Source organism: Klebsiella sp. LY, assembly GCF_004010915.1.
Lineage (GTDB): Bacteria > Pseudomonadota > Gammaproteobacteria > Enterobacterales > Enterobacteriaceae > Klebsiella > Klebsiella quasipneumoniae.
In genome coordinates this window covers 183,644-207,670 of record NZ_CP022441.1, presented here as the reverse complement: position 1 = coordinate 207,670, position 24,027 = coordinate 183,644, and the positions used below count along the sequence as shown (strand labels likewise).

21 protein-coding genes are annotated in these 24,027 nt (G+C 43.7%); 6 read left to right on the top strand and 15 right to left on the bottom strand.

The genetic code is table 11. The annotated features are described in order from the left end of the window. Nucleotides 1-2: 2 nt before the first annotated feature. The 5 genes from traN to CE636_RS01185 all read right to left on the bottom strand — a co-directional run bounded on the left by traN (nucleotide 3) and on the right by CE636_RS01185 (nucleotide 10,234). Nucleotides 3-3,179, bottom strand: coding sequence for a conjugal transfer protein TraN (gene traN / locus CE636_RS01205; RefSeq protein WP_024266358.1), 3,177 nt, complete (start codon nucleotides 3,177-3,179; stop codon nucleotides 3-5). Nucleotides 3,180-3,193: 14 nt separating this feature from the next. Beyond that, on the bottom strand, nucleotides 3,194-4,231 hold the full coding sequence (gene trhU / locus CE636_RS01200) for an IncHI-type conjugal transfer protein TrhU (protein ID WP_014839942.1): 1,038 nt from the start codon (nucleotides 4,229-4,231) through the stop codon (nucleotides 3,194-3,196). Continuing rightward, on the bottom strand, nucleotides 4,228-5,589 hold the full coding sequence (locus CE636_RS01195; RefSeq protein WP_014839943.1) for a TrbC family F-type conjugative pilus assembly protein: 1,362 nt from the start codon (nucleotides 5,587-5,589) through the stop codon (nucleotides 4,228-4,230). The genes trhU and CE636_RS01195 overlap by 4 nt, the downstream gene beginning before the upstream one ends. Further along, nucleotides 5,576-6,100 carry a signal peptidase I gene (gene lepB / locus CE636_RS01190; RefSeq protein ID WP_014839944.1) on the bottom strand — a complete coding sequence of 175 codons (525 nt, stop codon included), beginning with the start codon at nucleotides 6,098-6,100 and terminating at the stop codon, nucleotides 5,576-5,578. The genes CE636_RS01195 and lepB overlap by 14 nt, the downstream gene beginning before the upstream one ends. Before the next feature lie 138 nt (nucleotides 6,101-6,238). Then, nucleotides 6,239-10,234 (bottom strand): Ig-like domain-containing protein, encoded by a 3,996-nt coding sequence (locus tag CE636_RS01185; protein WP_024266359.1) that lies wholly within the window; start codon nucleotides 10,232-10,234, stop codon nucleotides 6,239-6,241. Nucleotides 10,235-10,283: 49 nt separating this feature from the next. Between CE636_RS01185 and CE636_RS01180 the strand changes: the two genes are divergently transcribed. Both CE636_RS01180 and CE636_RS01175 read left to right on the top strand, forming a co-directional pair. Continuing rightward, nucleotides 10,284-11,252: an IS5-like element IS903B family transposase gene (locus tag CE636_RS01180; RefSeq protein WP_164529538.1), complete on the top strand. Its 969-nt coding sequence runs from the start codon at nucleotides 10,284-10,286 to the stop codon at nucleotides 11,250-11,252. Nucleotides 11,253-11,370: 118 nt separating this feature from the next. Further along, a complete protein-coding gene (locus CE636_RS01175; RefSeq protein ID WP_024266360.1) occupies nucleotides 11,371-11,655 on the top strand; it encodes a hypothetical protein in 285 nt (94 codons plus the stop codon). Nucleotides 11,656-11,673: 18 nt separating this feature from the next. Here CE636_RS01175 and CE636_RS01170 read toward each other — a convergent pair whose 3' ends face one another. Genes CE636_RS01170 through CE636_RS01160 form a run of 3 tightly spaced genes read right to left on the bottom strand, consistent with a single transcriptional unit; the run spans nucleotide 11,674 to nucleotide 13,035 of the window. Then, nucleotides 11,674-12,210 (bottom strand): hypothetical protein, encoded by a 537-nt coding sequence (locus tag CE636_RS01170; protein ID WP_017901053.1) that lies wholly within the window; start codon nucleotides 12,208-12,210, stop codon nucleotides 11,674-11,676. Next, nucleotides 12,198-12,596, bottom strand: coding sequence for a hypothetical protein (locus tag CE636_RS01165; RefSeq protein ID WP_125316040.1), 399 nt, complete (start codon nucleotides 12,594-12,596; stop codon nucleotides 12,198-12,200). The genes CE636_RS01170 and CE636_RS01165 overlap by 13 nt, the downstream gene beginning before the upstream one ends. Then, entirely contained in the window at nucleotides 12,577-13,035 is a 459-nt protein-coding gene (locus CE636_RS01160) for a hypothetical protein (protein ID WP_014839947.1), read from the bottom strand. The genes CE636_RS01165 and CE636_RS01160 overlap by 20 nt, the downstream gene beginning before the upstream one ends. Nucleotides 13,036-13,752: 717 nt before the next feature. Between CE636_RS01160 and CE636_RS01155 the strand changes: the two genes are divergently transcribed. The 4 genes from CE636_RS01155 to CE636_RS01140 are packed head-to-tail and all read left to right on the top strand — an operon-like array spanning nucleotide 13,753 to nucleotide 16,137. Continuing rightward, a complete protein-coding gene (locus CE636_RS01155; protein ID WP_014839949.1) occupies nucleotides 13,753-14,556 on the top strand; it encodes a metallophosphoesterase in 804 nt (267 codons plus the stop codon). Continuing rightward, nucleotides 14,546-15,262, top strand: a complete 717-nt coding sequence (locus CE636_RS01150; RefSeq protein WP_025999326.1) for a hypothetical protein — start codon at nucleotides 14,546-14,548, stop codon at nucleotides 15,260-15,262. Before CE636_RS01155 ends, CE636_RS01150 begins: the two co-directional genes overlap by 11 nt. Then, a complete protein-coding gene (locus tag CE636_RS01145; RefSeq protein ID WP_014839950.1) occupies nucleotides 15,249-15,749 on the top strand; it encodes a hypothetical protein in 501 nt (166 codons plus the stop codon). The genes CE636_RS01150 and CE636_RS01145 overlap by 14 nt, the downstream gene beginning before the upstream one ends. Next, nucleotides 15,721-16,137, top strand: a complete 417-nt coding sequence (locus tag CE636_RS01140; protein WP_014839951.1) for a hypothetical protein — start codon at nucleotides 15,721-15,723, stop codon at nucleotides 16,135-16,137. The genes CE636_RS01145 and CE636_RS01140 overlap by 29 nt, the downstream gene beginning before the upstream one ends. A 28-nt stretch (nucleotides 16,138-16,165) precedes the next feature. Here the strand turns inward: CE636_RS01140 and CE636_RS01135 are convergent, their stop codons facing one another. From CE636_RS01135 to CE636_RS01105, 7 genes are read right to left on the bottom strand one after another with little or no spacing between them, the layout of a single operon-like run. After that, nucleotides 16,166-18,883, bottom strand: coding sequence for a TraC family protein (locus CE636_RS01135; protein WP_017901057.1), 2,718 nt, complete (start codon nucleotides 18,881-18,883; stop codon nucleotides 16,166-16,168). 48 nt (nucleotides 18,884-18,931) lie between these two features. After that, a complete protein-coding gene (locus CE636_RS01130; RefSeq protein WP_014839952.1) occupies nucleotides 18,932-19,669 on the bottom strand; it encodes a TraV family lipoprotein in 738 nt (245 codons plus the stop codon). Between the two features lie 9 nt (nucleotides 19,670-19,678). Beyond that, nucleotides 19,679-20,530: a disulfide isomerase gene (locus CE636_RS01125; RefSeq protein WP_017901059.1), complete on the bottom strand. Its 852-nt coding sequence runs from the start codon at nucleotides 20,528-20,530 to the stop codon at nucleotides 19,679-19,681. A 2-nt stretch (nucleotides 20,531-20,532) separates the two neighbouring features. Then, nucleotides 20,533-21,003: a hypothetical protein gene (locus tag CE636_RS01120; protein ID WP_014839953.1), complete on the bottom strand. Its 471-nt coding sequence runs from the start codon at nucleotides 21,001-21,003 to the stop codon at nucleotides 20,533-20,535. Between the two features lie 2 nt (nucleotides 21,004-21,005). Beyond that, nucleotides 21,006-22,373: a TrbI/VirB10 family protein gene (locus CE636_RS01115; protein WP_169516757.1), complete on the bottom strand. Its 1,368-nt coding sequence runs from the start codon at nucleotides 22,371-22,373 to the stop codon at nucleotides 21,006-21,008. Further along, nucleotides 22,333-22,860, bottom strand: coding sequence for a hypothetical protein (locus tag CE636_RS01110; RefSeq protein WP_017901061.1), 528 nt, complete (start codon nucleotides 22,858-22,860; stop codon nucleotides 22,333-22,335). The genes CE636_RS01115 and CE636_RS01110 overlap by 41 nt, the downstream gene beginning before the upstream one ends. Then, complete coding sequence (locus CE636_RS01105; RefSeq protein WP_014839954.1) at nucleotides 22,857-24,026, bottom strand: TraK domain-containing protein; 1,170 nt, start codon at nucleotides 24,024-24,026, stop codon at nucleotides 22,857-22,859. The genes CE636_RS01110 and CE636_RS01105 overlap by 4 nt, the downstream gene beginning before the upstream one ends. Between the last annotated feature and the right edge of the window lies 1 nt (nucleotide 24,027).

The following is a 24,027-nucleotide window of genomic DNA, read 5'->3' as shown; positions in this document are numbered from 1 at the left end:
GGTTATTTGATAATAGCTCCGGTAATAGGGTCCGTGTAAACTGAACCTACATCGCAGATTGCTGGTCTTGGTAAGTATGAACAGTCAACATTTTCTGCTTTCAAAGCCTGCGTATTCTCTTCCCTAGCTTTTGTCATGTTGACATCACCACCCATTGACTCTAATGCTCTTTCAGAAGGTAACTGTGCATTGTCGTTCTTATAAGGACCCATGTTAGCAACTGAGCTTTCTGTAAATGTTGCATATTCATCGGGGACCTCCCCTGCTACAACGGCAGACTCAATATACTCAGTCATGTCTATTTTATCCCAGTCAAGTTGCTGAACCTGAGATATGGTTAACCCTACACAACCACTTTCTATGGGATTAATACCTAATTGAGGATAAGCCTGCTGCATTATAACTCGCGATAATAACGAGTTGTAACAACACATATCAGTTGCTTTTTTAATACATTTCTTTGTGAATCCAACGTTCAGATATTTAACACAACGGTCGGTATCAATTACAAAACATGCTCCTTGATTCTTGTGTATTGATGCCTCCATTTCCTTTTGGTCACAGGCAAGAAGCATTTCGAGAAGCATTTTTGTTATTTGATAAGCTGTATAAATCCAACCAATAACATTCAAGGCCAACATAAAGTTGGTAACAGCTGAGGAAAAAACAGCCTGCCCGGCTGCACTTGCTGTTTTATCAAAAACAAAGTCCCTAATTGCGTCGGGTAACATGTCGTAAGCTTTATTCATTAACTGCTGTTTAATTGCAGCGAGTCCTCCAGTCTGTAACCCGTCTTTGGTAAGCTCAGTTGCGGCTGCGGAACCACCCCCCTCTACTGTGGTTGATCCAATCAGTTTAGAAACGTTGCCTGTAACTGACTCATACACTGACGTCAGGGGTTCGGTCACTCGTTGCCACATTTGACCCACACTTGACGATACTCCGGACGTCCATTGCCCTACTGAATTAGTCATAGAGGCCCAGGTACCGGATTCGCCTCCAGTCCAGGTCGTCAACTTAGCTGAGATTTTACTCCAGTTTGTATTTCTCAACATGGTACCTGCCAGGATAATGGCTTCAAGCTTACCAGCTGCTCCTTCAGGAGCTTCGCAGCAGTCAGTTTTTGCGAGTCCATTAACAAAACCTACAGAGCGACCGCACCATTGCTTCTCACCAGAAAAAACAATGCAGGAGTTTGAATCATTTGGGTCGCTGCACATTGCGTCACCCTGCATATTCTGGACCATGCTTGTGTAGGCAACAACTTTTCCAAAATCTTTATTTTCCTCATTTGCACCAGTATTACACGTACCACCAGAACATGGGATCATACCTATGCAAGTATTAGACTCATTAGTAATAGTAACGGTTCTTGTTGTGCCTTCATCGCAAGTCCATTTTTGTTCATACATATAGCATTGATTCGTGCCTTCATCGAACCATCCTTCTGCACACGATTGTTTTGACATCGAACACGACGAGTTTGTGGAGTATTTGGAGCATGCATCTGGCATGGTCTTTATATCATCGTAGTTGTAACAGGCATCATTCCCATCAGCATCTTTCAAGATATTACCTGATGCGTCATACTGACATAATTTTTCTTTTCCTAGTGGGTCACAGAAATAACCTTCTAGGTTTGTTTTCCAGGTTATATTGTTTGTGTCTCCGTCATAAAGAGGTGACGCATATTGCAGAATAGACTGTGGTAGTCGTTTTGTTCCAACATCCAAATCGTTAAATCTATCAAAGCGACAAAATGAGTCTGTTTTTTTTACAGCTTCATAGCACCCTGCTGGTTCTTGTATGTGTTTGTCTTCAAGTTTAATATTTTCAAATATCAATTCTACTTCAAAATACCCTTCGCCTTTACCACCTACCCATACAGTGGATGACATTTCAACTTCATTGTCTGACTCATCGTATACTGATTTTTTGACTTGTTCAGTAACATCAATAGGCTCTTGTAGTTTATTTGATGTTTTTCTCTCAAGACCATTTCTTGGCGAACCATAACCCGGATCACGATATTCACCATCTATATGTGCGAAAATTTGGGTGTTATCTATTTTGACCTGCATGTGATCATCCCATTCTGCAGAAACTATTTTGGCAGATTTAATGACAGCATCCTGGTGAAAATGAAGTGACATACTATTTTCATGCACGCCCTCATCAAAATAGTCATCACCATGTCGTCCGAACCAGACTCTTATACAATTGTCACCACATACGCTTAGGTCGCCATTTCCTCCTGAAATGTATACAGGAACACTAAATTCACGAGTTATCGTACAACTGCTGTAATTATCCTTTTTAGGTGCATTACAGTAATACTCCTTATAATCTGGAGTGTGTTTGTCAATTGTTGAAGTAGTTGTCTGCGTTGAGCAATTCTGTAGCCACTGCCCTGTTCCGGCTGCTGCATTGGCAATCTCGCTTCTTCCACTCGTGAACATAGGGTCATTTGGTGAAATATTAGGTATAGGATTCGACTTGGTAGCAGACACCAGCGACCGGTAGGCCTGGCCGTCATAGCTGTTTGCTGTAAAAAGCTGACTTTTCCTGTTTTTAATATCCTCTACAAACCCCTTCTCATCCCCATAACTGTCATCTGCATTAAACTGAACATCAGCATTATTTTGCTCTGAACTGTACATTTCAGCCGTATTGGTGCCCGTTATTCTGCCACCAGCATTAGGGTTAGGTTTAATTGATATACTTCCATCTTCATTCCTGGAAAGTAACTTTCCTCCATTTTCAGTTCCATTAATTGTTATGTTATTCCCACTCATCTTTGGAAGTGAAACTGTTCCTGCTATATCAGCTCCGTCTGTTTTTGCAAAGTTTAATACATCCTCATTAGAAAACTGCTTACCACTGTACTTACTCATATCAACACTTGAAGAGCCAGTGTTGTCGTATGAATTCAGTTTCTCAGTGTATGAACCCCCTTCACTACTCTTATATTTTTCCAGAATATTATCTGTCGTAACCGTTGCGGTTCTGTTTGCAGCGGGGTTACTTAGGTCAAAGGTATTTTCAAGACTCTCATATATTTCGTTTGCGGCATAAACCCTTGGGGTCAATACCATGTTTATCAGGGTGACATAATATGCCCAACTCAGTGTGTTAGTTATTATGGATACGGATAAAATCAAAGAAATAATTTTTTTCATATGTTTTACCGTTATCAAGGGATATATCTAACGCAACAGTCATTATATCTCCACAGCATATATACGTAGTTATTAACACCTATTCGTTTACGCCCGCCTTTTCTAGTGGACCAGTCATGGACTGAATCACCTAATCGATGGCAACACTCAGGCCCTTCTGCTTCCGGAACGGGGTATAACATCGACAAACGATATTGCGATCTTGGCATGAAGTAACTAAATCCTCGCTCACACATCGCATCCTTACCCATCGTTTGCATCAGCATTCCTTGTCTGTGAAGTTTTGTTATCATTCGTTGTGTCAGCAAAGATGAAACTCTGACTGAATCGTCGTTCGCAAATACGTGGCCCGTTAACGGATATAGATTGCCATCGCATCCGGCGCAAAAGTGTGCACTCAAGTTATCTGCCCCTGCAGTCACTTTGACGCAGTCTGCTGCACACCACATAGAAGCAATAGGGTTTGCAAACACTACAGCCTCTGGATTCAGAACGAGCGTAAGAAGGTCATTTTCCCAAAGAGGGTCTACCTCACTTATATATGTCAGAGACGGATCAATGTATGGCTCGGCCGTACAATCCCCCATGATGAGAAGCTTTAGCATGACCAGTATCGGGAATTCCCATAAATGAACATCATAAAACCCCGCTTCGTTACCACCTTTCGGTTTATTGGTAGCGCCTTTGCCCATATCAAAACTCGATGCCTGCAGGCTTACACCTTCGAGAACTGGTGAACACCACGGGGACTGAACTACTTCAACCATTTTTACTGGTTGAAAGAACGAAAGCTGCCAGCCAACCTCAGGAACCCCGTTCTGGTCAGTACAGAAACAAACAGGTTCTGAAGGGGCTGCTCCTTCTGGTGCTTTACCTACTCCCATAATTCTCATAGGGAAAATACAGCTCCAGCAAATATTTTTGATTAGCCCTTTCCATACGCCAGCTGATTGACAAATACCACTACCGTTTTCAGCACCTATTGCCATACGAGGGAGCGCCAGAGAAAGCATAAGGGCAGTAAATGCGGGCAAAAGTAACTTTTTAATCATTCCGCAATTCCTTTCTCTGATTGTTTGTTTACGCGGGTATATTCACGCACATCTGCCTGAGCAAATTGCTGGACTTTAAAATAGGCCCCTTCAACTGAAATTATTGATGGTGTGGCTTTAATGAGAAAACGATTAATGATTTCAGGATTAATTTTGTACATCTGGCCGTAAAATTGACCCCGTAGCTCTTCAAGGTGTTTCCAGCCGTCATCCCGTTTCAGACGAGTAAAGATAGGCATAACCTTACCTTCCCCAAAACGATGCATAAACTGTATTTTTGCCCAGTCGAGCTGCTCAGAGCTCATTGGATCAAAGATAATCATCGTCAGTTTTTGCGGGAACTGTGCGAGCGGGTTGCCTCGCTGCCCTGCTGCGGCCAGCAGGTTGCCCTGGTTGTCTTTGATGTCCTGGTTAACCTGAATAGTCGGGTCGATGTACCAGATTTTATTTTCATCAGTAACGGGAAGTGATGCCATCCACTGATTGTTCCAGGTGTCTTTAATGGCGTTTCTTTTTGCCGCCTCCCAGTCATATTTGCTGCTTCTTTCTTCGAGTTCCTGAATAATGCTTTTCTCTTTAACAGGGAATGTTTGAGCTGTCACCGGGAAGGTCGTCCTGTCTGGATCTTCCTCAATCTGTTTCATGAAATATTTAATGTTAATAGAACCACTGATTTTGTAGGTCTTATCATCTTTTCTGTAAACCATCGTAGGAACTTCTTTCACACCGTACTGGGTGAAGCTTTCTGGATCGAGGGTTACTAACGGCTCTGTTTTAACTTTTGAATTGGCGATATAGGCTTTCAAAACTACCTGCATCTGAATGAGGTTATCTACCCCATCTTTAAGTCCACGGAAAACAACACGTGCTTTATTCTCAGATGCCGTCTTTATCAGGTCATTTAATACGTAGTCTGGCATACTAAATGATGCAAAAATTGTTAACCCGTTATCTGTCGACAGCTCTTCATTTCGGTTGTTATCTAATTTACGTTCGAAATCCTGTGCCGTAATACCCGACTTCCCAAACATTTTTTCAACGTTAGAAGACTGGGTTCGCATTGTCTGGTTTTTCGAATTGTTGATAGTGTCGGCTTCTTCTGCATAGGCCTCAGTAGGCTGATTCTTTTTAATGTCCTGCGCTATATCACTCATTGCATTAGATTCACGCATCTTACCAGTGTGCTCTATTACTGCACGAACACTGTCAGAAACCGAGCTGGGATTGTATCGAGGTGTACCGACAATAGACTCCATGCTTTGCGGTTTCGAAGGGTTAATCGCGTCATCTGCATATGACAGAGGGGTGGCTAAAAGGTAGCAAAAAAGTAACTTTTTAAGGCATTCAGAATACGGCATATGCTTTTCCTGTGATTGTCGTTTCTGGTACTGTTCCCCAAAAACGGGAATCCCATGAGTAATCGGTTTGGCCTACAACGAAAATGTGACCTGCGGGAACCGTAATTTCACGGTTCAATGTCTGCGAGTCAATCTGATATTTTTTGGCAATACGTCTGCCGTCCACCGGGAAAATACGTTCTCCGTTTTTGACGAATGTTTCTGTAATCTGGATTTTGTCCCCACCTTTACCAGCAACGATTTTTATTACCTTATCACCTGGTTTAATGAATCGAACATCTCTGTCCATGGTGAAGTTAATCATGTCCCCAATTTCATAACTCTTATCATGGTTATCCACCATGTAATACTCAGCAGGAATACAGCCGTACAGTAGCCCGTGGCCCAGGGTGAAGCGGGAAAAGAACAGGTGCGTTAATACCGCTATGATCACAAGGTGCAGAATAAGAGATTTATCTACTCTTAAAAAACCCCTTTGGTGCGGAGAAAGATATCTTAGGGACATCAACATAAGATGGGTCCTGATTGATTATTTCTGAATATTATGCCCCAAAGAAAAAAACCATTTTCTTAATAACAGGATGATTTTAATGATTTACCCAAAAAAAATAGCCCCTGTTTCAGGGGCTATAGTTGTTAAGGGCTCAGGCTAGTTATTCAGAGTAATGTAGCTTGTCGCCGTATCTCCGCTGTCGTCGTATGCCGTGATAGAAACCACCAGCTTACCTTTGTTTTGAGCCTTGGACAGTGTTGCAGTGCTTCCGAACACACCACGAACCTGTCCATTTACCTTCCAGACATAACTGGAAATCTTACCGTCAGGGTCACTACATTTCGATGTAAATGACCAGCTCAGCGGGGTCTCAGTGTATGTCAGGTTACAGGTCGGCGGGGTGTTCGGTATCACGTCAAAGTCTACCGTGACAACCCCTCTCTGGCCCTGCTTACTGACCACGTCCATTTCAAGCTTATATGTGCCTTCCATGATGTTCTCAAACGTCTGTGACCAGTAGTTTTTCCCACCATCAACAGGCTTACCATTCAGCTTAAAGGTTACATTATCAATTGAGTCTGCCGAGTGGGCCAGCTTCACACTTGACCTCATGGACAGATCCAACGGTGCCCTCATAAACTTGCTGGAGTATTTCGGGTTAACCGTTATTTCCATCGGGCTCTGTTCGTTCACGACGAAAGTATAATCAACCCGGGCCTCATTATTCCGGTTATCCTTCAGGACATAAGTGAGTGTATGGGTACCTGATTTTGTTACCTGGAATACCTTGTTACCGTTATTGTCGCTGGACAGCGTCATCGCATCTTTGTTGTACTGCCAGTCCTGGGTGAACACAACACCCGGATAAGATACATCCACGTCAGAGACCGATACAGCAAGCTCTGAGGGGATCATGGTGTATTTCAGTTTTGTATTCAGGCGCGGTTGCGGGAATTTGTATACCCAGGATTTCACGCTGATTTTACGTTTCGCAATGGTCCTGTCCTGTGCCTCCGGCATGTAGGCCTGATAGGTAAAGGCTGCATACCCACGGGCATCTAACATGTCTTCGGTCAGGACAGTATCCAGCAGACCACCTTGTTTAATGCTGCCATCAGGGAGCACCCACTCCTCGACAACCTTAGCATCAGATGAATACTCGATATTTGGGTTCGTATAGGTACCCTGCAAAGTTACTTTTTTACCTACCTCAACCTGCGAGTTCCCATCGACCCTAACAGACAATTTCTTGTGCTTAATGACGGTTACTCGGGCCCTGGTTTCTTTCCATGCCGATGTCCCGGCCATATCGTCGGTCTCGGTATACCGTACTTTTGCAAAGATATATTTTGGAACCTCAGAGGACGTGATCATGTATTTCACGCCGCCCTCAGTCCATTCCTCTCCATCCTCGGACCACTGAACTTCAACTGCACTGCCCTGTACATCTTCATTGTTGTCAGTCAGTGTTACCGGGATGCTGTGGCCCTCAAGAACCTTGCCCACTGAAATAACCGGTTTCGGCTCTCTGTACGCAACGACTGTGAGATTATCGGTATAGGAGACCTTACCGGTGTACTTGTTGGTCAGTTTGGCACGGTAAAGCCACTTACCAACCTCTTTTTGTTTAATACTGACGCTTCGAAGACCCGTCATATCTTCAATCGTGTTCCAGGTCGAACCATTGTTACTGGAAATCTGCCATTCAGTTGGGCTCAGGGAATCATAATCATCGGTACTTTTCGTCCTGAATGAAACCATTGCCGACAGAGGAACACGGCCGACAATAAGCGATTTAGACAGACCACCTTCGAGGTCAGCCCCTTTATAAACCCTTATATTGGTTGTTGACGTCTCACGTTTGAGAACAAAATCTTCAAACGGGCTGCGAACCGTTGCAACGGCGATAATGCGGTGGCTACCCAGTGTCAGATCATCCATGTTGAGCTCACCAGTCGCAATCCCCTCAGAGTTGACGGCCAGATTACCTGTCAGTGGTGTGCGCTCTGATACCGATACATCTTTACCGGTTTCTTGATCAGTCACCCATTTGGAAGTGACTTTATACACCACCACATCCCAGTTACCCATAGTGGAAGCATCGTACAATGTACAGTTACAACTGTTATTCCATTGCCCAATGTTAACCGACACCGGCACCTTGAGGCTTGTCGCTGATTTACGCTCTTCAACCTTCATGTAGGCACGAATACCGAAGTTAGGAACTGTATAAACCTTAAGCACACTGGATGAATTTATGCTGGCTTCATTTTCATAGGCCGCATCGATATTGACATTCGTTTGCGTCCACAAAGGTGCTGCCGGGACCTTTATACGCTCAGAATAAGTGACCGGTGTATCACCCCCCGACTTATTCTTGTAGGTTTTAGTTTTAGCGTCCTGGCCCTCTACCTTAGTCGTAAGGACAATGTTTGCAGGAACTGATTTTGCCAGTACCTTAGCAGCGTCCCCGCCAGTGATGTAAACCAGAGCTGTATTCTTACCGAGGGTATCTACGGTTTTACTTAGTTTGTAGGAAATCTCCGGTGCAAACGGTTCAACGGCATTAAGCGTTTTACGGTTATGGGTGGCTAGGGCTTTGGAGCCTTTTGTATTAATCACATAGACGTTGTAGTCAAGGACGTTATCGCCAACTTTAGAGAAGTAACCTGTCAGGCCTGGCGCCTTAGATTTCGAGTAAAATTCGAGACCTGATGGAACGTTGTTCCACTGAACATAACAGGCTGTGCCGTAAACGCCTGTACCGAACTGGCTCAGGAGCGCCTGTGCATCTTCCTCAGTGGAGAAAATCTTACAAGTATTCCCTGATAGCTGTGTAACCAGTGAGGTATAAGGACGCACGTAACTGTAAATTGTGGATGCAGAGTCAATGGACTTCAGCGTGAAAGTCATCGGCATATAGGTGAAATCGATGTTATACGTTTTCGATATACCGTTAACGTTCTCAGCCACAACCGTCAAAGTATGGACTTTGTTTGTTTCGAGTGACGGCATCGCCTGCAACCGGTAGATCCCTTTGACGTTGGTCGGGCTGTAGGAAGCCATGACATTGTCAATGACGACACTCTTGATATCGGCCACGCCCTCTTCACCCTGGAATGCAGCAATAACGATTTCATTCAGGAAGTAAACCTGATCACGCTTAACAAGCTCTGCGCCCTCCTTATAGACGGAAACAGATGGCTCATCAGAAAGAATAAGTTTTGCTTCAGGCTCTGTGTAGTTCGAGTCGTTACCCGCTGTATTCGAGACAGAATACGTCGCATTGTAAGACGCGCTAGCCAGATCGCTTATGTCAAAGAAATAGACAAATTTACCCGCAACTTCCTGGTACCCGGCAACCGGCTGAAGAGTTCGGCGGGATGGTGATGACCAGATTTTGTTGAAGTTTAGCTCCGTACCATCATCTAAAGTAACTTTTGTGGTTGGAGAGAAACTACCATCAGGTGCAAGTGTGAGCGACATTGCAGCCGGTTTCCACCAGTCACTGGTATCTGACCGGGCCGGTACCGAAACAGCGACAGCGATCGTCTGGGGAGCAACGTAGATATCTTTATCGCCGACTTTGAATGCGCGAGCTTCTTTAGAAACGTTCCAGAAAGTGGTATCTACCGCTGGAGCACGATAATCCCAGCTTAGTCTGACGTTAGACGTCACGGGTGGTGAGAAGTAATTATTGAATGAATTTAAGGTAACACCTACATCCCTGGTGCCGAAATCTGAACTTCCATCGGTAATACCCACACTGCCGGTCGTAATGGTACATTTTGATGCACCAGCAGCAATGGCGCATGAGGTTCCGGAGCCGACAGAAGCGACCATATCATAGTCACGCGGTTCGACGGTGATATCAATATTCGAGAGCGTTTCATTTTTAATGTATGAAGTCAGCGATAGACCGGTAGAGCCGTTGCTCATTGAACCTTTTATAGTTGAAATCACAGGCGCGACTGGGGCAACAGTCTTGAAGATGTACTCCCCTTCCCTGACGATGACTTTTTCTCTTTCTGTCCCCGAGTAGTAGGCGATTTGCCAGGGCAGTTTGATATCACCAGCTATCGCAGGAATACCTTTTAGAGAAAATCCATTGGCAACCGGCATACCTGAGTTATTAGGCAACCATTCAAACACACATTTAAGGCTACCAGGGCTTTGTTGAATAAATCGAACTTTTGCTGAGTTGAAGGATCAGATCACGCATCTTCCCGACAACGCAGACCGTTCCGTGGCAAAGCAAAAGTTCAAAATCACCAACTGGCCCACCTACAATAAAGCCCTCATCAACCGTGGCTCCATAACTTTCTGGCTGGATGATGAAGCTATTCAGGCCTGGTATGAGTCAGCAACACCTTCTTCACGAGGCAGACCTCAGCGCTATTCTGACCTTGCCATCACGACTGTGCTGGTCATTAAACGCGTATTCAGGCTGACCCTGCGGGCTGCGCAGGGTTTTATTGATTCCATTTTTACACTGATGAATGTTCCGTTGCGCTGCCCGGATTACACCAGTGTCAGCAAGCGCGCAAAGTCGGTTAATGTCAGTTTCAAAACGTCCACCCGGGGTGAAATCGCGCATCTGGTGATTGATTCCACCGGGCTGAAGGTCTTTGGTGAAGGCGAATGGAAAGTCAAAAAACATGGCCAGGAACGCCGTCGTATATGGCGAAAGTTGCATCTGGCAGTTGACAGCAACACACATGAAATCATCTGTGCAGACCTGTCGCTGAACAATGTGACGGACTCAGAAGCCTTCCCGGGTCTTATCCGGCAGACTCACAGAAAAATCAGGGCAGCATCGGCAGACGGCGCTTACGATACCCGGCTATGTCACGATGAACTGCGGCGTAAGAAAATCAGCGCGCTTATCCCTCCCCGAAAAGGTGCGGGTTACTGGCCCGGTGAATATGCAGACCGTAACCGTGCAGTGGCTAATCAGCGAATGACCGGGAGTAATGCGCGGTGGAAATGGACAACAGATTACAACCGTCGCTCGATAGCGGAAACGGCGATGTACCGGGTAAAACAGCTGTTCGGGGGTTCACTGACGCTGCGTGACTACGATGGTCAGGTTGCGGAGGCTATGGCCCTGGTACGAGCGCTGAACAAAATGACGAAAGCAGGTATGCCTGAAAGCGTGCGTATTGCCTGAAAACACAACCCGCTACGGGGGAGACTTACCCGAAATCTGATTTATTCAACAAAGCCGGCTACCAGTGGTACTTTTCACATTGGGATCAGAAGAAACGTCGCAACCATCCGAAACCGGAATGGCAGTCACCGTGCTTTGTTTTACGAATGCAGTATTTACAGCTGGGCTGGTCGAAAATTTGACATCAGGTAATGACGTTTCCAGTGTTCCAGAAACCATTATCGATTCTGCGTTTGAAAAAGCACTGAACACAGAACAGAACATCAGCAAAGAGATTTTGTTAATTTTAGTCATGGAACGCTCTGAACGTAGTTATGCCATAGTTGCACCTACTGTATCCTATGAACACAGTGTATTTTCCCAATTAAGAGAAGTGTTTTTTTTGAAATTTCGTGAAAACTGAAAGGGGGACCCGAAAAAGTTACTTTTGAAATTGCGCGTTGGCATTAAGACGCATACACGTTAAAAGCGTGTCAGAAGGAACACCAGGATTTCGTGCCAGTATGACGGACAGGAGGAAAAGACCTAACCGAAGGCATGCGGCCGGTGCAATGCTAATTTTATGTATAAAGTTTGCATCTCGTTCATCCCTGTTAATGGCTACGACTCCAGCCTCAAGCACTGCAGTGGGCTTGCCATCAAAAGTAACTTTTACGTTTTTGTACACCTGCTTGTTCAGGTGCTTTGTTTTCTTATCTTTAAGGACAGCGTCATGAGTAAGGCGAAGGAATGCCATGCACAAGGTGATCACTTCATCGTCACTCAACTTTGTTGAAAAGACCTTTTGACCCGTCCAGTCAAATGCACCCGGCTTGGATTGTAGTGGTCCAGCCAGGATTAGATTGACAGCATCATTGGACTCAGAAAAATTCAGCTCAAGCGCTGATTTACCAGAATTAAAAACCTTTTCATTTCTGAACTTTTTTTGCGGAGAGTCATAAGGAGTTAGAGTTTCCACCAGATATTTCCCTCACCTTCGTTAATTAAATCCTTAACCAGGCCAATGTAGGTGTTTCCCCCAGATTGCTTCATCGCGATGATATAAGCGCTGGTCTCAAGCATTAGATAATTTCCCGAAGGCGCTCCGGGAGGAACCTCATTAGCACTAAGGTTTTTATTGTACTTTTTTTTAACGACCGAAGGGATGTTGTTAATCATTATTGTTTTTTCGTCAACAACCTGAAAATTCAAACTGGTTTCAGCACCTGCCAGACTTACGGCATGAACCGAATCTTGCTTGAAACTCACCAGGTCCGGTTTATTCATAGTTACTAAATAAATACCTAGAAGAGTAATGCATGGAATTATGAATAAACTAACTATTTTAATACTCACCTTCTTCATCTTCATCATATCCCCCGTGGGTCTGGCAAGCAGTAATGTAAAGAATCCTAAGCTGATGTAGAAAATTCTCTGCTGTTGCTCCACCTACAAATGTTATCATTCTGTTGATTCTGGTACCGGCATCCTCAAGCTCAAACTCAGCGACTCCACAATCTGACATAATAGTCATAGTGTTTTCGTCTGGGTCATCATCAAGCGAAGGGGGGATAATAATAGATAGGATAACAGTATCTACTGGTGCTATTTCCCAGTCGTGACCTTCACGTGCCATAGGAATTATCTGAATAAAATACCCATCCAGAATCAATGAAAGTGGATTTCGCGTGCTATCAGCAAAACCAAATGTATTGGCAGCTTCTTCGAAGTTTAAGCCAGAACGCTCAATAATCTTGAGAAGTTCCTGCTTTCGTACCCCATGGTAAATCATGCCATCTGTCATCTGTAGTTACTCATGTGCTTTGATGGATAGTGTGTTGCTAAAAATCATATCAAAAACAGACTGCTCCTACCTTAACCAGAGCGAGTAAAAAAATTTAACCTTCGCACTGACTCTATAGGTTTATCTAATCTTAGCTTAACATGTAAGCAACCATCCCTCGAAGTTTTTAAACTCAAAAGCTCAACGTAAACGAGCTGAAACCAGCAAATGGCACGTATTATTCACTTGTTCAACAAAATCATCAATCCAAAGACACATTTTTAAATGCAACAAAAGTCACTTTTTTCAGAACTGGCCTAATTTAACCCGTATTAGAAACTGGGACTGGGATTGAATAGCGAGACCTTAAACTGAAGCATTCAGGAAATGCATCGCTTTGATTTTGATGTACCGCCTTGTAAAACAACACGTTAAACTTACATGACGATACAAAACGTTATGCTTTCTCTTCGGTTCTTTATCGTTTGATGTGCCAGTAAGAGAGCGATTAAACCCTGACGGAGAATGAAGGCAACGCACAAGGGGTCTGACCTCTGATAACTTTTTAGCCACGCCTGTTTTCACTCTACTTAGTAAGGATTCTCATAAATAGCTAAAAAAGTCACTTTTACAGAAATCTGACTATGTCATGAAAAAAAATAGTAAAAAAAGAGCATTTTGGCTCGCTGGCGACCTCATCTCCGCACGCATAAAGGTATGATCTAGCAGAGGTGATAAATGACTATTCTTTCAAATCTAAGTATTGACCTGAATGATTTCACTGGACGGATTCTAATCGTCAGTGACCTTTTTGGTCACTTTGAATTATTAATCAAAGGGCTTTCAAAACTGACACGGCCCGGCGATGAAGTGGTTATTATAACAACCGGTAATTTATTTGACTGGGGCCCGTCTGCCCCCCAACTGCTTGAAGCGGTTGTTTATAAAAAATTTGGTGACAGAAAAGTACACTTTTTCACGGTGGTAGGTTTTCATGAAATGCTTATGACTGATGCTATCACTCAAAAGAACCTGAAAAGCTTCCGGTACTTTCCAGATACGCATACTCGTAAACACTGGAGAAGTTTAGGTGGTAGCTGGCATGACTCATACGATCAAATTTTGCTTGAGCGTGATATTTACAAAATCGACTACCCACTGTTCATCAATCTCAAAACAAGGCTTGGTAATTACATAATCGGCTCCTCCGATATCCCTCAGGATGGCCGGGACTGGAGCGATATCATAGCTACCTTAAACAAAATGGATAATCAGAGTCTTCGAATTATGGCGAGCAACATCACCAGAAGCCGGTATTTCCTTGAATCAGGAAATTCAATAGAAGGCATATCACTTGTCGTTTTAGGTGCGCATCAACCCGATCACATAGGACAGATTTTCAAAGGTGAGGCTGCATTAGCTAAATCCACTGTTTGTCTTTTCCCTAACAACTGGGATGGGTTATCAGCTGCACCACTGGACTTCAAAATTCGATTTATTGACATTACCGAAACAGAATCCGGGAGTTGCTATGAATTTTAGAGCTTTAGCATGTCTTTTCTTGTTGCTACCCACCGCAGGTAATGTTATGGCCGATTCTCAGCTTCAGCTCAGTTCGGATGTTATTGTTGACCAGCACCAGGAAACCGTAAAAGGCAAAACGAGTTATTTTAAGAATAAAGTCGACGATGCGAAATACATCCGGATTAGCAATCAGGCGGCATCGTTCCCATTAATCCTTTCGCTACCAGAAGTTAATTATTCTGTCATTGTTAAGAATGGACACGCAACGTTGGCATCTGAAGGCAAAGATCTGATTTGGGTAGAACCAGGCAGCTACGTTATACTGCACATTAAAGAAGGCGCGAAATTCTATGATTTCATTCCCGTGGTCTACATCATTGGGAAAGACACCCCCAAAGCTCTTACCGTTATACCAGGTAAAGAAATAAGCGCTGCAAAATTGACAGAAATAATTGATTATAAAAATTCTCCAGTGCAAAAAACACTGACCAGCAAAGACAAAGTAACTGGCTTATCGGATTTTAAAAACATAAAGAAACTTAAAACAGGATTTTATAAAATACAAGTCAATCAATTTACATCCGTGAATTTTGATAAGGAAATCTACATAATTTCACGAAACAATATGCTGGCAGGTTCGCAATACTTCACTAGAAAACTGATTGCCTATCCACGCGAACAAATAATTATAAGCATTTCCGGAGAGACTCATGTTAAAAAATAGCCTGATGCTTCTGGCCGCGTTATTTCTTACCGCATGTCAACAGTCACCGGGCTGGCATAAAACGCTTCCTGCAATAAGCTATAGCCCTGTTAAAACTATTGATATGCCCGGAAAAGTCTCAGGCAATTATACTGTCCGCGTAGTTAATGCTGGAATAGAAGTCTATGTTCTAATTGAAAATGGTTATAATGAGTTTATGACTGTCAACAAACTGTCATTATACGGTAATCGATGCGGGTATGAGTCTCAAGAGGAGTTACTCATTCCTCCCGCCTCAGTCAGTACCTATATGGTTCCTAACATTGCATTATTAGGTCTGTGCTATACAGATGATATCAAGATGATTTTCGTAAACAATAAATTCAATGGGTTATCCAGGAATAAAAAGGATACACCTGTCCCTCTCGAAGTGTTGATGCAGTTTAAACTTACTTCTGCAAAAGAAAATGAGGAATATAATGACGTTATTTATAGCTCGTGGAATTAAGAAAATAAGCGTAGCTGCATTCGCTTTAGCAATGACAACTGTCCCAACCTGGGCCTTTACCTACACCATTGATTCCAATCCACAGGGTGCAGCGGTCATTAATGTGATTACAAAGGAAAGAGTCGGTGTGACTCCCGTTAAAGTGGAGATACCAGATACGCAGGAAGGAAAGACTTTCGGTATCCTGTATAAAGACTACCGAAATGTAGCCCTCATGATTTACAAACCAGCGCCAACAGCAGAGAGAGCCTTTACGAACAGTCCGCCGGTTGTGGTCACAAGCGCTCTTCCGGGAGAGTATCCGTTAGGTGTAAATATCGATGAAGCTCGGGATAAAGTAGTTGTTGATTTGCGGCCAGTAATGTCACAACCAGTAATCCTGCAATAAAAAAGGGGCCTTAGCGCCCCTTTTCTTTTTAAGCTACCTGCCGTGTTTTCACACCTAACTGAATCAGTTCTTCTTCGTAAACCCTGTCAATTGCTTCCGCATATGTATATCCGTCACTAATAAGGTCCCAGATTTTGCGACGGTCTGCCGGGTCAGTTGTAAAACAAAGTTCCATCTTACGGTCAACATAAAGACGTACGATTTGCTGTACATTCTCAAAACGGATCATAATCTCCGAAAAAACAAACTTTTCAGTCCTGATCAACTTCATTCTTTCGTACTCTGCTGAGGATGCTGAAATGTATTTGTTCTTCTCCATGGAATCAATCGCCTCTGGTGACTGCTTCATGATAAATTTCCATGGCGAGTTGTTGGCAATTGCGATACCAATTGGAGACTTGTAGAAATCTTCGAAGCTCTGTGTAATACAGATACCAGCACAGTTTGTTTTACGGAAACGACGCCATGCTGCTTCAAGGAATTTCGTAAAGAAATTCACAGCAGCGTCATCACCGTTACTTTCACCGATATATTCCCACGCTTCATCAAGAATGAATAACCGCCGACGTCCATCCTTCTTAATAAACATAGCATGTTGAGCAGCCTGAATAATCGACATCAGCACAACCCACTGTAAATGAGGGGTAGGTTTAAGCTCTTCCAGCTCAAGTACAATAAACCGGCTATCAAAATCAATTGGTGGCAATGATGTGGTGAACCTGCGCCCATAAATACCGTCCTCGCACCACGGCCCCAACTGCACACCAATATCTTTAATCTCTTGTTTCGAGTGGTTTTTACACTTTATGGCAAACCCGGTGACAGATGGTAAATAATTATCCTCAGGTGATTTAGCCTCTTCTATAATTAGGCGAAGCATTTCAGCTTCCTGGTAATCTGTAATATTACCACTACTGGATGCCATCAATTTAATCTGATTAAGAACCATAATAGTTTGTGAAATCAGATCCGATTCCTTGTTTGTGTCATCTTCCCCTTTCGCGATTCCATCCAGATTTTCATCACCAGTGTATTTCTTAACCATAAAAGCGAATGGGTTAAGAGAAAAAGTAGCATCAACGCCAAAATCGATAAACTGGGAATCTTCAAACTGTTCAGCAAGACCCTGATATGAGCGACCTATATCGACGACAAACACCTGAGCGCCATCTGGTGACGCATTAAATTTGCCATTCAGATCCAGCGGTGGAGCGAACTTGTCGGAAGTAAGTATTTGACGCACATCATCAAAATGGTAGAGCGGGTTTATATGCTCACCAGAACACAGATAGTTAAGAATAATGTTGTTTGCTGCAAATGATTTACCTGCCCCGGATGTTGCGCCTACGCATACGTTGTAACTAGCAGATGTTTCAAAAATATCAATCATGACCAGCTGCCCTTCGCGTGTTACAAAGGGTATAACCGGATTCGCAGAGTTTCCTTTCCACGGCCCGAAAATAGGAGCTAAGTGAGCAGCGCCCGTGTTCGTCATGACATCTCCACGATCCATATCTCTGAATGTAGATGGGTCATTACATAACGGTAAAGCTGACATTACGCCTGAGAAGCAAATATAACTGTCATCTGCTACAATTATTTTTTTCTCACTGTAGTAGCTCATCAGACTTTTTGCAGCCGTTTTCACTTTTTCCAGAGTGTTGTCCATGACAATAAATGTCATGTACGTCTGTAGTAATTTTGCTTTATCTTCCAGCTCTCTTGTCAAAGCCGAGTAATCTTTATCCATATCGGCGAGACGAGGTAGATATTTTAGGACAATTGGAATTTTTGACTGGTTATCTGTAATTGCCTTATAACGCAGATATTCTTTCTGTATTTTCTTTTGATATGGAAACTGGACGCAGTAATTGATAATGAATGGTGAAAAAATGGTTTTACTTCCAGTCATCCAGTCAACCACGAGCTCATAAATGGCCCCAAAATTGACATATTCAGGAAATTTAGTCATAGACAGGTGCTTGAAATAACGCTGAGCCGTTTCATCACCATCAGAGGTCAATGAGGAAAAATAATCTTCCCCTACCTCATACTTCCGGCCTGGAATGTTGACCTGTTTGTTAAGTGGCATTAATGAACTGGATTCAAGACCGCCATATTTCCATCTGGAGTCTTTGCCTGGGTTCAATATTTTATCAACGCTGTATAACCACATATCAGCGTCACCTATAATTGGAGAAAGGGTTAACCCTTTCAGTTTTGCCAGAAGGTCTTTAAACAGTGCATCGAGTCGCATTGCTTCGGATTCGCTTGGCGAGAAACCCTTAATAGGTATCCGCACGGTTACCCATAATTCGAAATTCCTGAGCTTTAACTCATCGGCCTGAGTGATTTTTATACCATCAGCAACCTTCAACGGATCATATTGGCTTTTCGTCAGATAGTCGAGTGAGTATACAGTCAGCAGGTCAGCTTTTTCGTTATCCCGCCCCCCCATTCTGTTACCGCGTCGGCGTAACCATCGGGACAATGAAGTATTGACATCAGGTAACGCTGTCAATGTCATTTGCATAATGGACTCAGCAGGGAAATCCATTTTAAACAGATCCGTCATCAGGTTTTGTTGGTTATCATATAATCCAGGTGACGGGTTGCAGACAAAAAAGAAGCCTACTGCATTATCTTCCAGCAAAAAATAAGGCGCATCCACCATTCTGTCGACCACCGGAATGAAGTGACCTAAGTTATATCTTTCCAGTTCTTTTGCGAGACGTGAGTTGTTCATACTTTTTCCTTACATTCCGTGGAACTCTATATACATTCATTGGATCGGCTAGAAAGAACTACCGGTGACTCCGTTCGCCGTTACGCCTTTAGTGCTGCGTTGCTGCTGCTGCATGTTGTTACGAGCGCTATCCTGAACTTCCAGCGGCACAATTCGGGCCGGGTTTTTCAATGCTGAATCACCAGCAACCCACGTTTGAGGTTTGACGTTGACATATACATAACCAGGGAGGTTAAGTGCGTCGTTATCGTCAGTGTAAGGTGCAATAAGAACACGCATGACCTTCCCTTGCCTTAACACGGCCAGAGGTTCCGGAGCGATAACAGCCTGTCGGGTCCCCTGTACCTGATACTGACGCTCCTGATATGAGCTCAGCGTTGGGTTTACAGGCTTACCGTCAAACTCTGAATACAGGCCTTTACCTGCTGGTACCTGCTGTTGCGACACATAACTTGCCGTTGTCAGTGGTTTCACCGGCTGGGGTGTTCCGGAGAACAACGGTTTAGGGCCAGTGCTAACCACTGGTTTTTGTGGGTACTGAACGCCTGGCGGTGGAGTTAAGGATGTTGGATACTTACTATCCGCAATATCCTGCTTTCCCCCATCACCTTCCTTTTTTAAATACTTTAGATCGTCGTGATTGTTAGTGGCTTCCATAATTGCCCGGGGGCCCATACACAGAACGCCTTTTTCAATACCCGGGCATGAGCTCTCAGATTGACCGATGCAACCAGATAAAGTAGTCACCGCAGCAACAGACATGAGTAATTTCGTGATGTTATTCATATGTACGCCTTATTTATCAAAAGGGTTTTTAAGCAACGGTTGTAAATTCAATTTCAACCATCCCTTATAATCAGTCGGTAAGCCATTGCCCAAAAGTCCGTCTTCACGGATCACAGAAGGCATCCCCTGAACGTTATAGACAGAGGCCAGATATAAACCAGTTACGATTGGTTCTACTGAACAATCTTTCAGGCTTTCATGAGGGATAAGACGGCTATTTATATCCTGTGATTTACCTAATAACGACTGAAGAATATCGTAATTAGATACCTTCCCCGCTTTTACAGAACACCACATTTGCTTAACACGTTTAGCCGCTTCGCCGGGACTCGGTAGGATGACAATATCAAAACGCACTGCTTGCCTGTCTTCATTCATCTTTTTCAGGAAATTAATACAATCAGCACAATCAAGAGTAATGAAGATAACCGCCTGACGTTTAAGGGCAGGATTACCGAACTGGATAGTAAAGGCATCCTCAGGCTTAAACGGTGCTTCGCTCAACGGCAGAAAGTAACTTTCCCGGATATCAGCTATCGACTGTACCTGTTTTTTTCGGAGCACATCGTAAGCCTTACCTTCTGAAAAAGAGTAACGGCCCGTAGTGGTAACTAGTGTGAGACCACTACGTTGATCCTCAAACAAGAAAAGCCCACCAGTCGGTAAGTAGATTGCATCAGTTGGTTTGTAAGAACCAAGCTGGCTGACTAATCCGCGTTGTGACTGATTTAAAGCCAGTCCGTTGTCAGCAGCTGCACGGGTTAACGCGGCCGCGTCAGCATCATATTTATCAGAGGCAATAGAATGAGCTGAATTGAGCAGTGCAATAAACGCAAGTGATTTGAAAAGTAACTTTTTCATGATTACTGCTTACCCTCAAAATACTTAGGGTCTATGCCAAATTCAGTCAGCTCACTTTCAAGTTCGGACTCATTTATGTAAGCAACTTCACTTACTGTTGATGGCCGCGTAATGACGTAACTCATATCCAGAACAAGGAAATCACGCGCCCTGTACAGCGCCATAAGCTTGCGGATATAAGGAAGGTAGCCTTCATTATTTCCGTTATGTGCCTTTAAATACTGTTCGTTTAATGCCGAAGGGTTAAGAACAGCAATTTTCACACTGTCATTAAACAGGCTGGTCCCCTTATTAAGGTGCTTACCGATAAACAGCCCAATGCATGTCAGGACAGCGGCAACTATGATGACTTTGACTGTCTTTTCGATGAATGAATATGAGACAGAAAATGTCATCTTTTTCTGTTCACTTTCAACTTCACTTTTTTCAAAATCAGCGTCATTTGTGTCATCATCTTTTCTTGGTTCAGTCATGTTTATTTCGCCGCTAAATTGGTTGGAATGGATGCACCGTTAAGGACGACAAAAGTCGCATTAATACCCGGAGAAAGCTCTACAACCGGCCACTGCTGATCAATTATGTGGGTATACCAGTCTGTCAGCTTGTTTAATCCTCCCGAGACCATACCACTTGCGCTCACAGCGCCAAGAGCACCAATGTTAGGTCCCTGGAATTGTGCTTGTGAGTTAGGATCGATATTCAGCTGACTAACTTTGCTTGGGCTCAGTCCCTGCGCCAGCGCGCTAAGGCCACCGGCTAAGGCACTACCCATAATAGCGTTACCGTTTCGGGAGATAAGCGTACCTTTGATACCGGCTTTTCCGTCGATTTCACTAACTGCGTATGCCTCCAGTTTGATATCAAAGCTTTTCCCTTTGGAATTTACACAGCTCAGACTTGTTGTGCGGATATAGACTCGTTCAGAGGCCATATCTCCACGAGCGGTACCCAGGAGGTTACAATCACGAAGATCCATTCTGTAGTTATTGGGTAAGAAAACATCGCGTTTAACCCTGAACGTTACTCCCAACGGTTCCTCCTGAGACGATAATGATGTCGGCGCTTCCACACCTGTCACCAGAACTGCATAAAGTTGGGAAGTAGCAGGCAAATACTGGTCTTCAGAGCGTTTTGAGTGACGTGCATTGCTATCTATTGGCTTAGTGCCATCACCTGCCACGGCAGGCGCTCCGGCTTTAACAACTCGCTTTTGGTTAGCGTTCGTAATGTTCTTTTCAACAATTGGTGTCACTTCAAGGACACCGTTATTGGCAGTGGTAATGCTGTTACTGGTAATTGTGCGCACCAGCTGGGTACGTTGAGGTGAGATACCGCCTGCGACTGGTATTTCCTGATTGCGATTTGCCACCGCATCACCATTAAGCTGATAGGCTGGATTTTGCTGCTGATTGTCATTGGCCTGCTGGCCTACGCGGTTATCGAGGCTACGATTACTTGCCGGGCCCTTACCATTCTGCATATCTGAAATTTGTTGGTTCAGCTGCTTAAGTTGCGCTTTTAGCTCACTTATCTCACTGGAATTTTCAGACTTATATTTCTCCATCTGCTTAACCTGATCCAACATGGATTGTTGGTCTTTACGGTTTTCCTGTTGAACAGTTTGCAGAAAACGCTTCTGTCCCTCTTCATCCATATTGTGGATAGAAGAAGTATCCAGAAGGTTAGTAACTGGCTTAATTTTTTTTGATTTCTGGTTTGAATCATCTCCCCCCATAAGCGTGAGAGTCGCCATCACAAGAGCCCCAAATGCTACGATGAGTAGAAAAGCCATTCGAATGGCTTTATTTTCTGCCCACAATTCCTTCAGCTTCAAAGTTTTCATTATGTTGACCTTTATTACCTGGAGGTAAATATCTCTTTACCCTCAATGACCTGATCTTTTCATCTATTTGCGGTACAGAGTAAGGAGGCTCAGCCCGTAAATTTTTGAACACGTTATTTTCAAGATGCTCATAGAACTGACTCTCACTCTCCAGTTCAATTTGAGGGTTCTCTCTTGCTTGTTCATGAGTCCTGGACCCATCCGGCTCAGTTAGAGTGATGATTTTTTCATCGGATTTTTTACCCTTGCTTAAGTCAATATTTTTCTCACGAGCTATAACTTCGTCAGAAAGCAATATGTCCGAGTCATAAACCTTAAAATCATCAAATTCAGGGAGTTCGGTTTCTTGCACTGTATATTCCGTGGGCAAAATCTGAACCAGCTCAGATCGTTCCTTTTGGACATTTCCGATAAAAAAACCAACGCCTAAACCAACACTGAACAAAATGACCCAAGCGAATACTGAAAAGTTACTTTTCTTTCTCATTCATTAATCAGACTTGGCCGTTTAGTTACACGTGACTCTCGCTCCTGGTAGAGTTTGTCACGAAGAATATACAGCTCTGTTTTTTCACCAGGTTGCAAGAATGCTTTATCAAAAATCGCAGTGGCAATAACACCTGGCGTAATGCATTTTTGGTCATCAACAACCGCTGGATAAGTCAGGTTATTTTGAACAAGAACGACATCTACAAGTTCACGAGCACCGATAAGGCGTTGACCAAGCTTCGCATAAAAGTTAAATCGGCAAGGTGATTTTTCGTTATTAGGGATAACCGAGAGTTTATCCAACTGAAGTGCAAAACCGGTTGGTACTTCACCATTAGCAACCGGATAAAGGATATCGATGATCCTCTGCTTACGATCATCCTGAGCAATCGCTTTTTCGTCAAGCTCACCAGATTGTGCTTGCTCCAGCAGCACTTTATTCGTGTTGGAAGCTATATGGCGATCACGTTCAATAGCCATGTTTTGCGTTAACTGAGTTTGAACACGAATCATGGCTCCGGGCACATCTATAGGAATCAGCGTCAGGTTATAAGTTGATTCTGGCACCCCTTCTTCGGCCAGCATAATGCCTACAGGGGCATCTTTTACTGTCGTAATGAAGACACTGCCACCTTCAACATAGATAGTTGTATCTTCTGAAGGTGCGGTTGTTGAAACACTTACGTTCTTAAATGAAGTCTGGATGCGGTTTTGTAAACCTAATGAAACAGGAAGAACAATATTTCCCCCTGGAGGTACAGTAACGTTTTGCATTGGTTGATAACGCTTCTTAGCCTCATTGACTGCCTTTTGACCAGGTCCTTCCGAGGGTGCATTGTTCATTAACGAATCGGTCATTGAACGAACAGCAGCAGAAGAAGCGCTAGTCTGGGATAGCCCTGGAGCAGCAGGAATAGCAGTAGTCGGGCGATTTGGATTAATCGGTGGCTGGTTACTGTTTATAGGAGGTTGGGTAACTGCCAAGGCTCCTGGCACTTGTTTAACGGCATTGGTCACAATATCCATTGCTTTGGCCGAGTCAGGCGGCTCATCAAAGGCTTGGGTATTTACTGCTGACGCAGGAATACTGAACGGTTCATCAGCATGAACAACTGGAGCCAGCACGTTTAATGTGATTAGTAGTCCTAAAAGTTTTCTTTTCATA

What these genes read in the sequence shown, in the direction of transcription:
- traN (WP_024266358.1), bottom strand. Translation starts at nt 3,179, where the DNA reads ATGAAAAAAATTATTTCTTTGATTTTATCCGTATCCATAATAACTAAC.
- trhU (WP_014839942.1), bottom strand. Translation starts at nt 4,231, where the DNA reads ATGATTAAAAAGTTACTTTTGCCCGCATTTACTGCCCTTATGCTTTCT.
- CE636_RS01195 (WP_014839943.1), bottom strand. Translation starts at nt 5,589, where the DNA reads ATGCCGTATTCTGAATGCCTTAAAAAGTTACTTTTTTGCTACCTTTTA.
- lepB (WP_014839944.1), bottom strand. Translation starts at nt 6,100, where the DNA reads ATGTTGATGTCCCTAAGATATCTTTCTCCGCACCAAAGGGGTTTTTTA.
- CE636_RS01175 (WP_024266360.1), top strand. Translation starts at nt 11,371, where the DNA reads ATGGCAGTCACCGTGCTTTGTTTTACGAATGCAGTATTTACAGCTGGG.
- CE636_RS01165 (WP_125316040.1), bottom strand. Translation starts at nt 12,596, where the DNA reads ATGAAGAAGGTGAGTATTAAAATAGTTAGTTTATTCATAATTCCATGC.
- CE636_RS01160 (WP_014839947.1), bottom strand. Translation starts at nt 13,035, where the DNA reads ATGACAGATGGCATGATTTACCATGGGGTACGAAAGCAGGAACTTCTC.
- CE636_RS01155 (WP_014839949.1), top strand. Translation starts at nt 13,753, where the DNA reads ATGACTATTCTTTCAAATCTAAGTATTGACCTGAATGATTTCACTGGA.
- CE636_RS01150 (WP_025999326.1), top strand. Translation starts at nt 14,546, where the DNA reads ATGAATTTTAGAGCTTTAGCATGTCTTTTCTTGTTGCTACCCACCGCA.
- CE636_RS01145 (WP_014839950.1), top strand. Translation starts at nt 15,249, where the DNA reads ATGTTAAAAAATAGCCTGATGCTTCTGGCCGCGTTATTTCTTACCGCA.
- CE636_RS01140 (WP_014839951.1), top strand. Translation starts at nt 15,721, where the DNA reads ATGACGTTATTTATAGCTCGTGGAATTAAGAAAATAAGCGTAGCTGCA.
- CE636_RS01135 (WP_017901057.1), bottom strand. Translation starts at nt 18,883, where the DNA reads ATGAACAACTCACGTCTCGCAAAAGAACTGGAAAGATATAACTTAGGT.
- CE636_RS01130 (WP_014839952.1), bottom strand. Translation starts at nt 19,669, where the DNA reads ATGAATAACATCACGAAATTACTCATGTCTGTTGCTGCGGTGACTACT.
- CE636_RS01125 (WP_017901059.1), bottom strand. Translation starts at nt 20,530, where the DNA reads ATGAAAAAGTTACTTTTCAAATCACTTGCGTTTATTGCACTGCTCAAT.
- CE636_RS01120 (WP_014839953.1), bottom strand. Translation starts at nt 21,003, where the DNA reads ATGACTGAACCAAGAAAAGATGATGACACAAATGACGCTGATTTTGAA.
- CE636_RS01115 (WP_169516757.1), bottom strand. Translation starts at nt 22,373, where the DNA reads ATGAAAACTTTGAAGCTGAAGGAATTGTGGGCAGAAAATAAAGCCATT.
- CE636_RS01110 (WP_017901061.1), bottom strand. Translation starts at nt 22,860, where the DNA reads ATGAGAAAGAAAAGTAACTTTTCAGTATTCGCTTGGGTCATTTTGTTC.
- CE636_RS01105 (WP_014839954.1), bottom strand. Translation starts at nt 24,026, where the DNA reads ATGAAAAGAAAACTTTTAGGACTACTAATCACATTAAACGTGCTGGCT.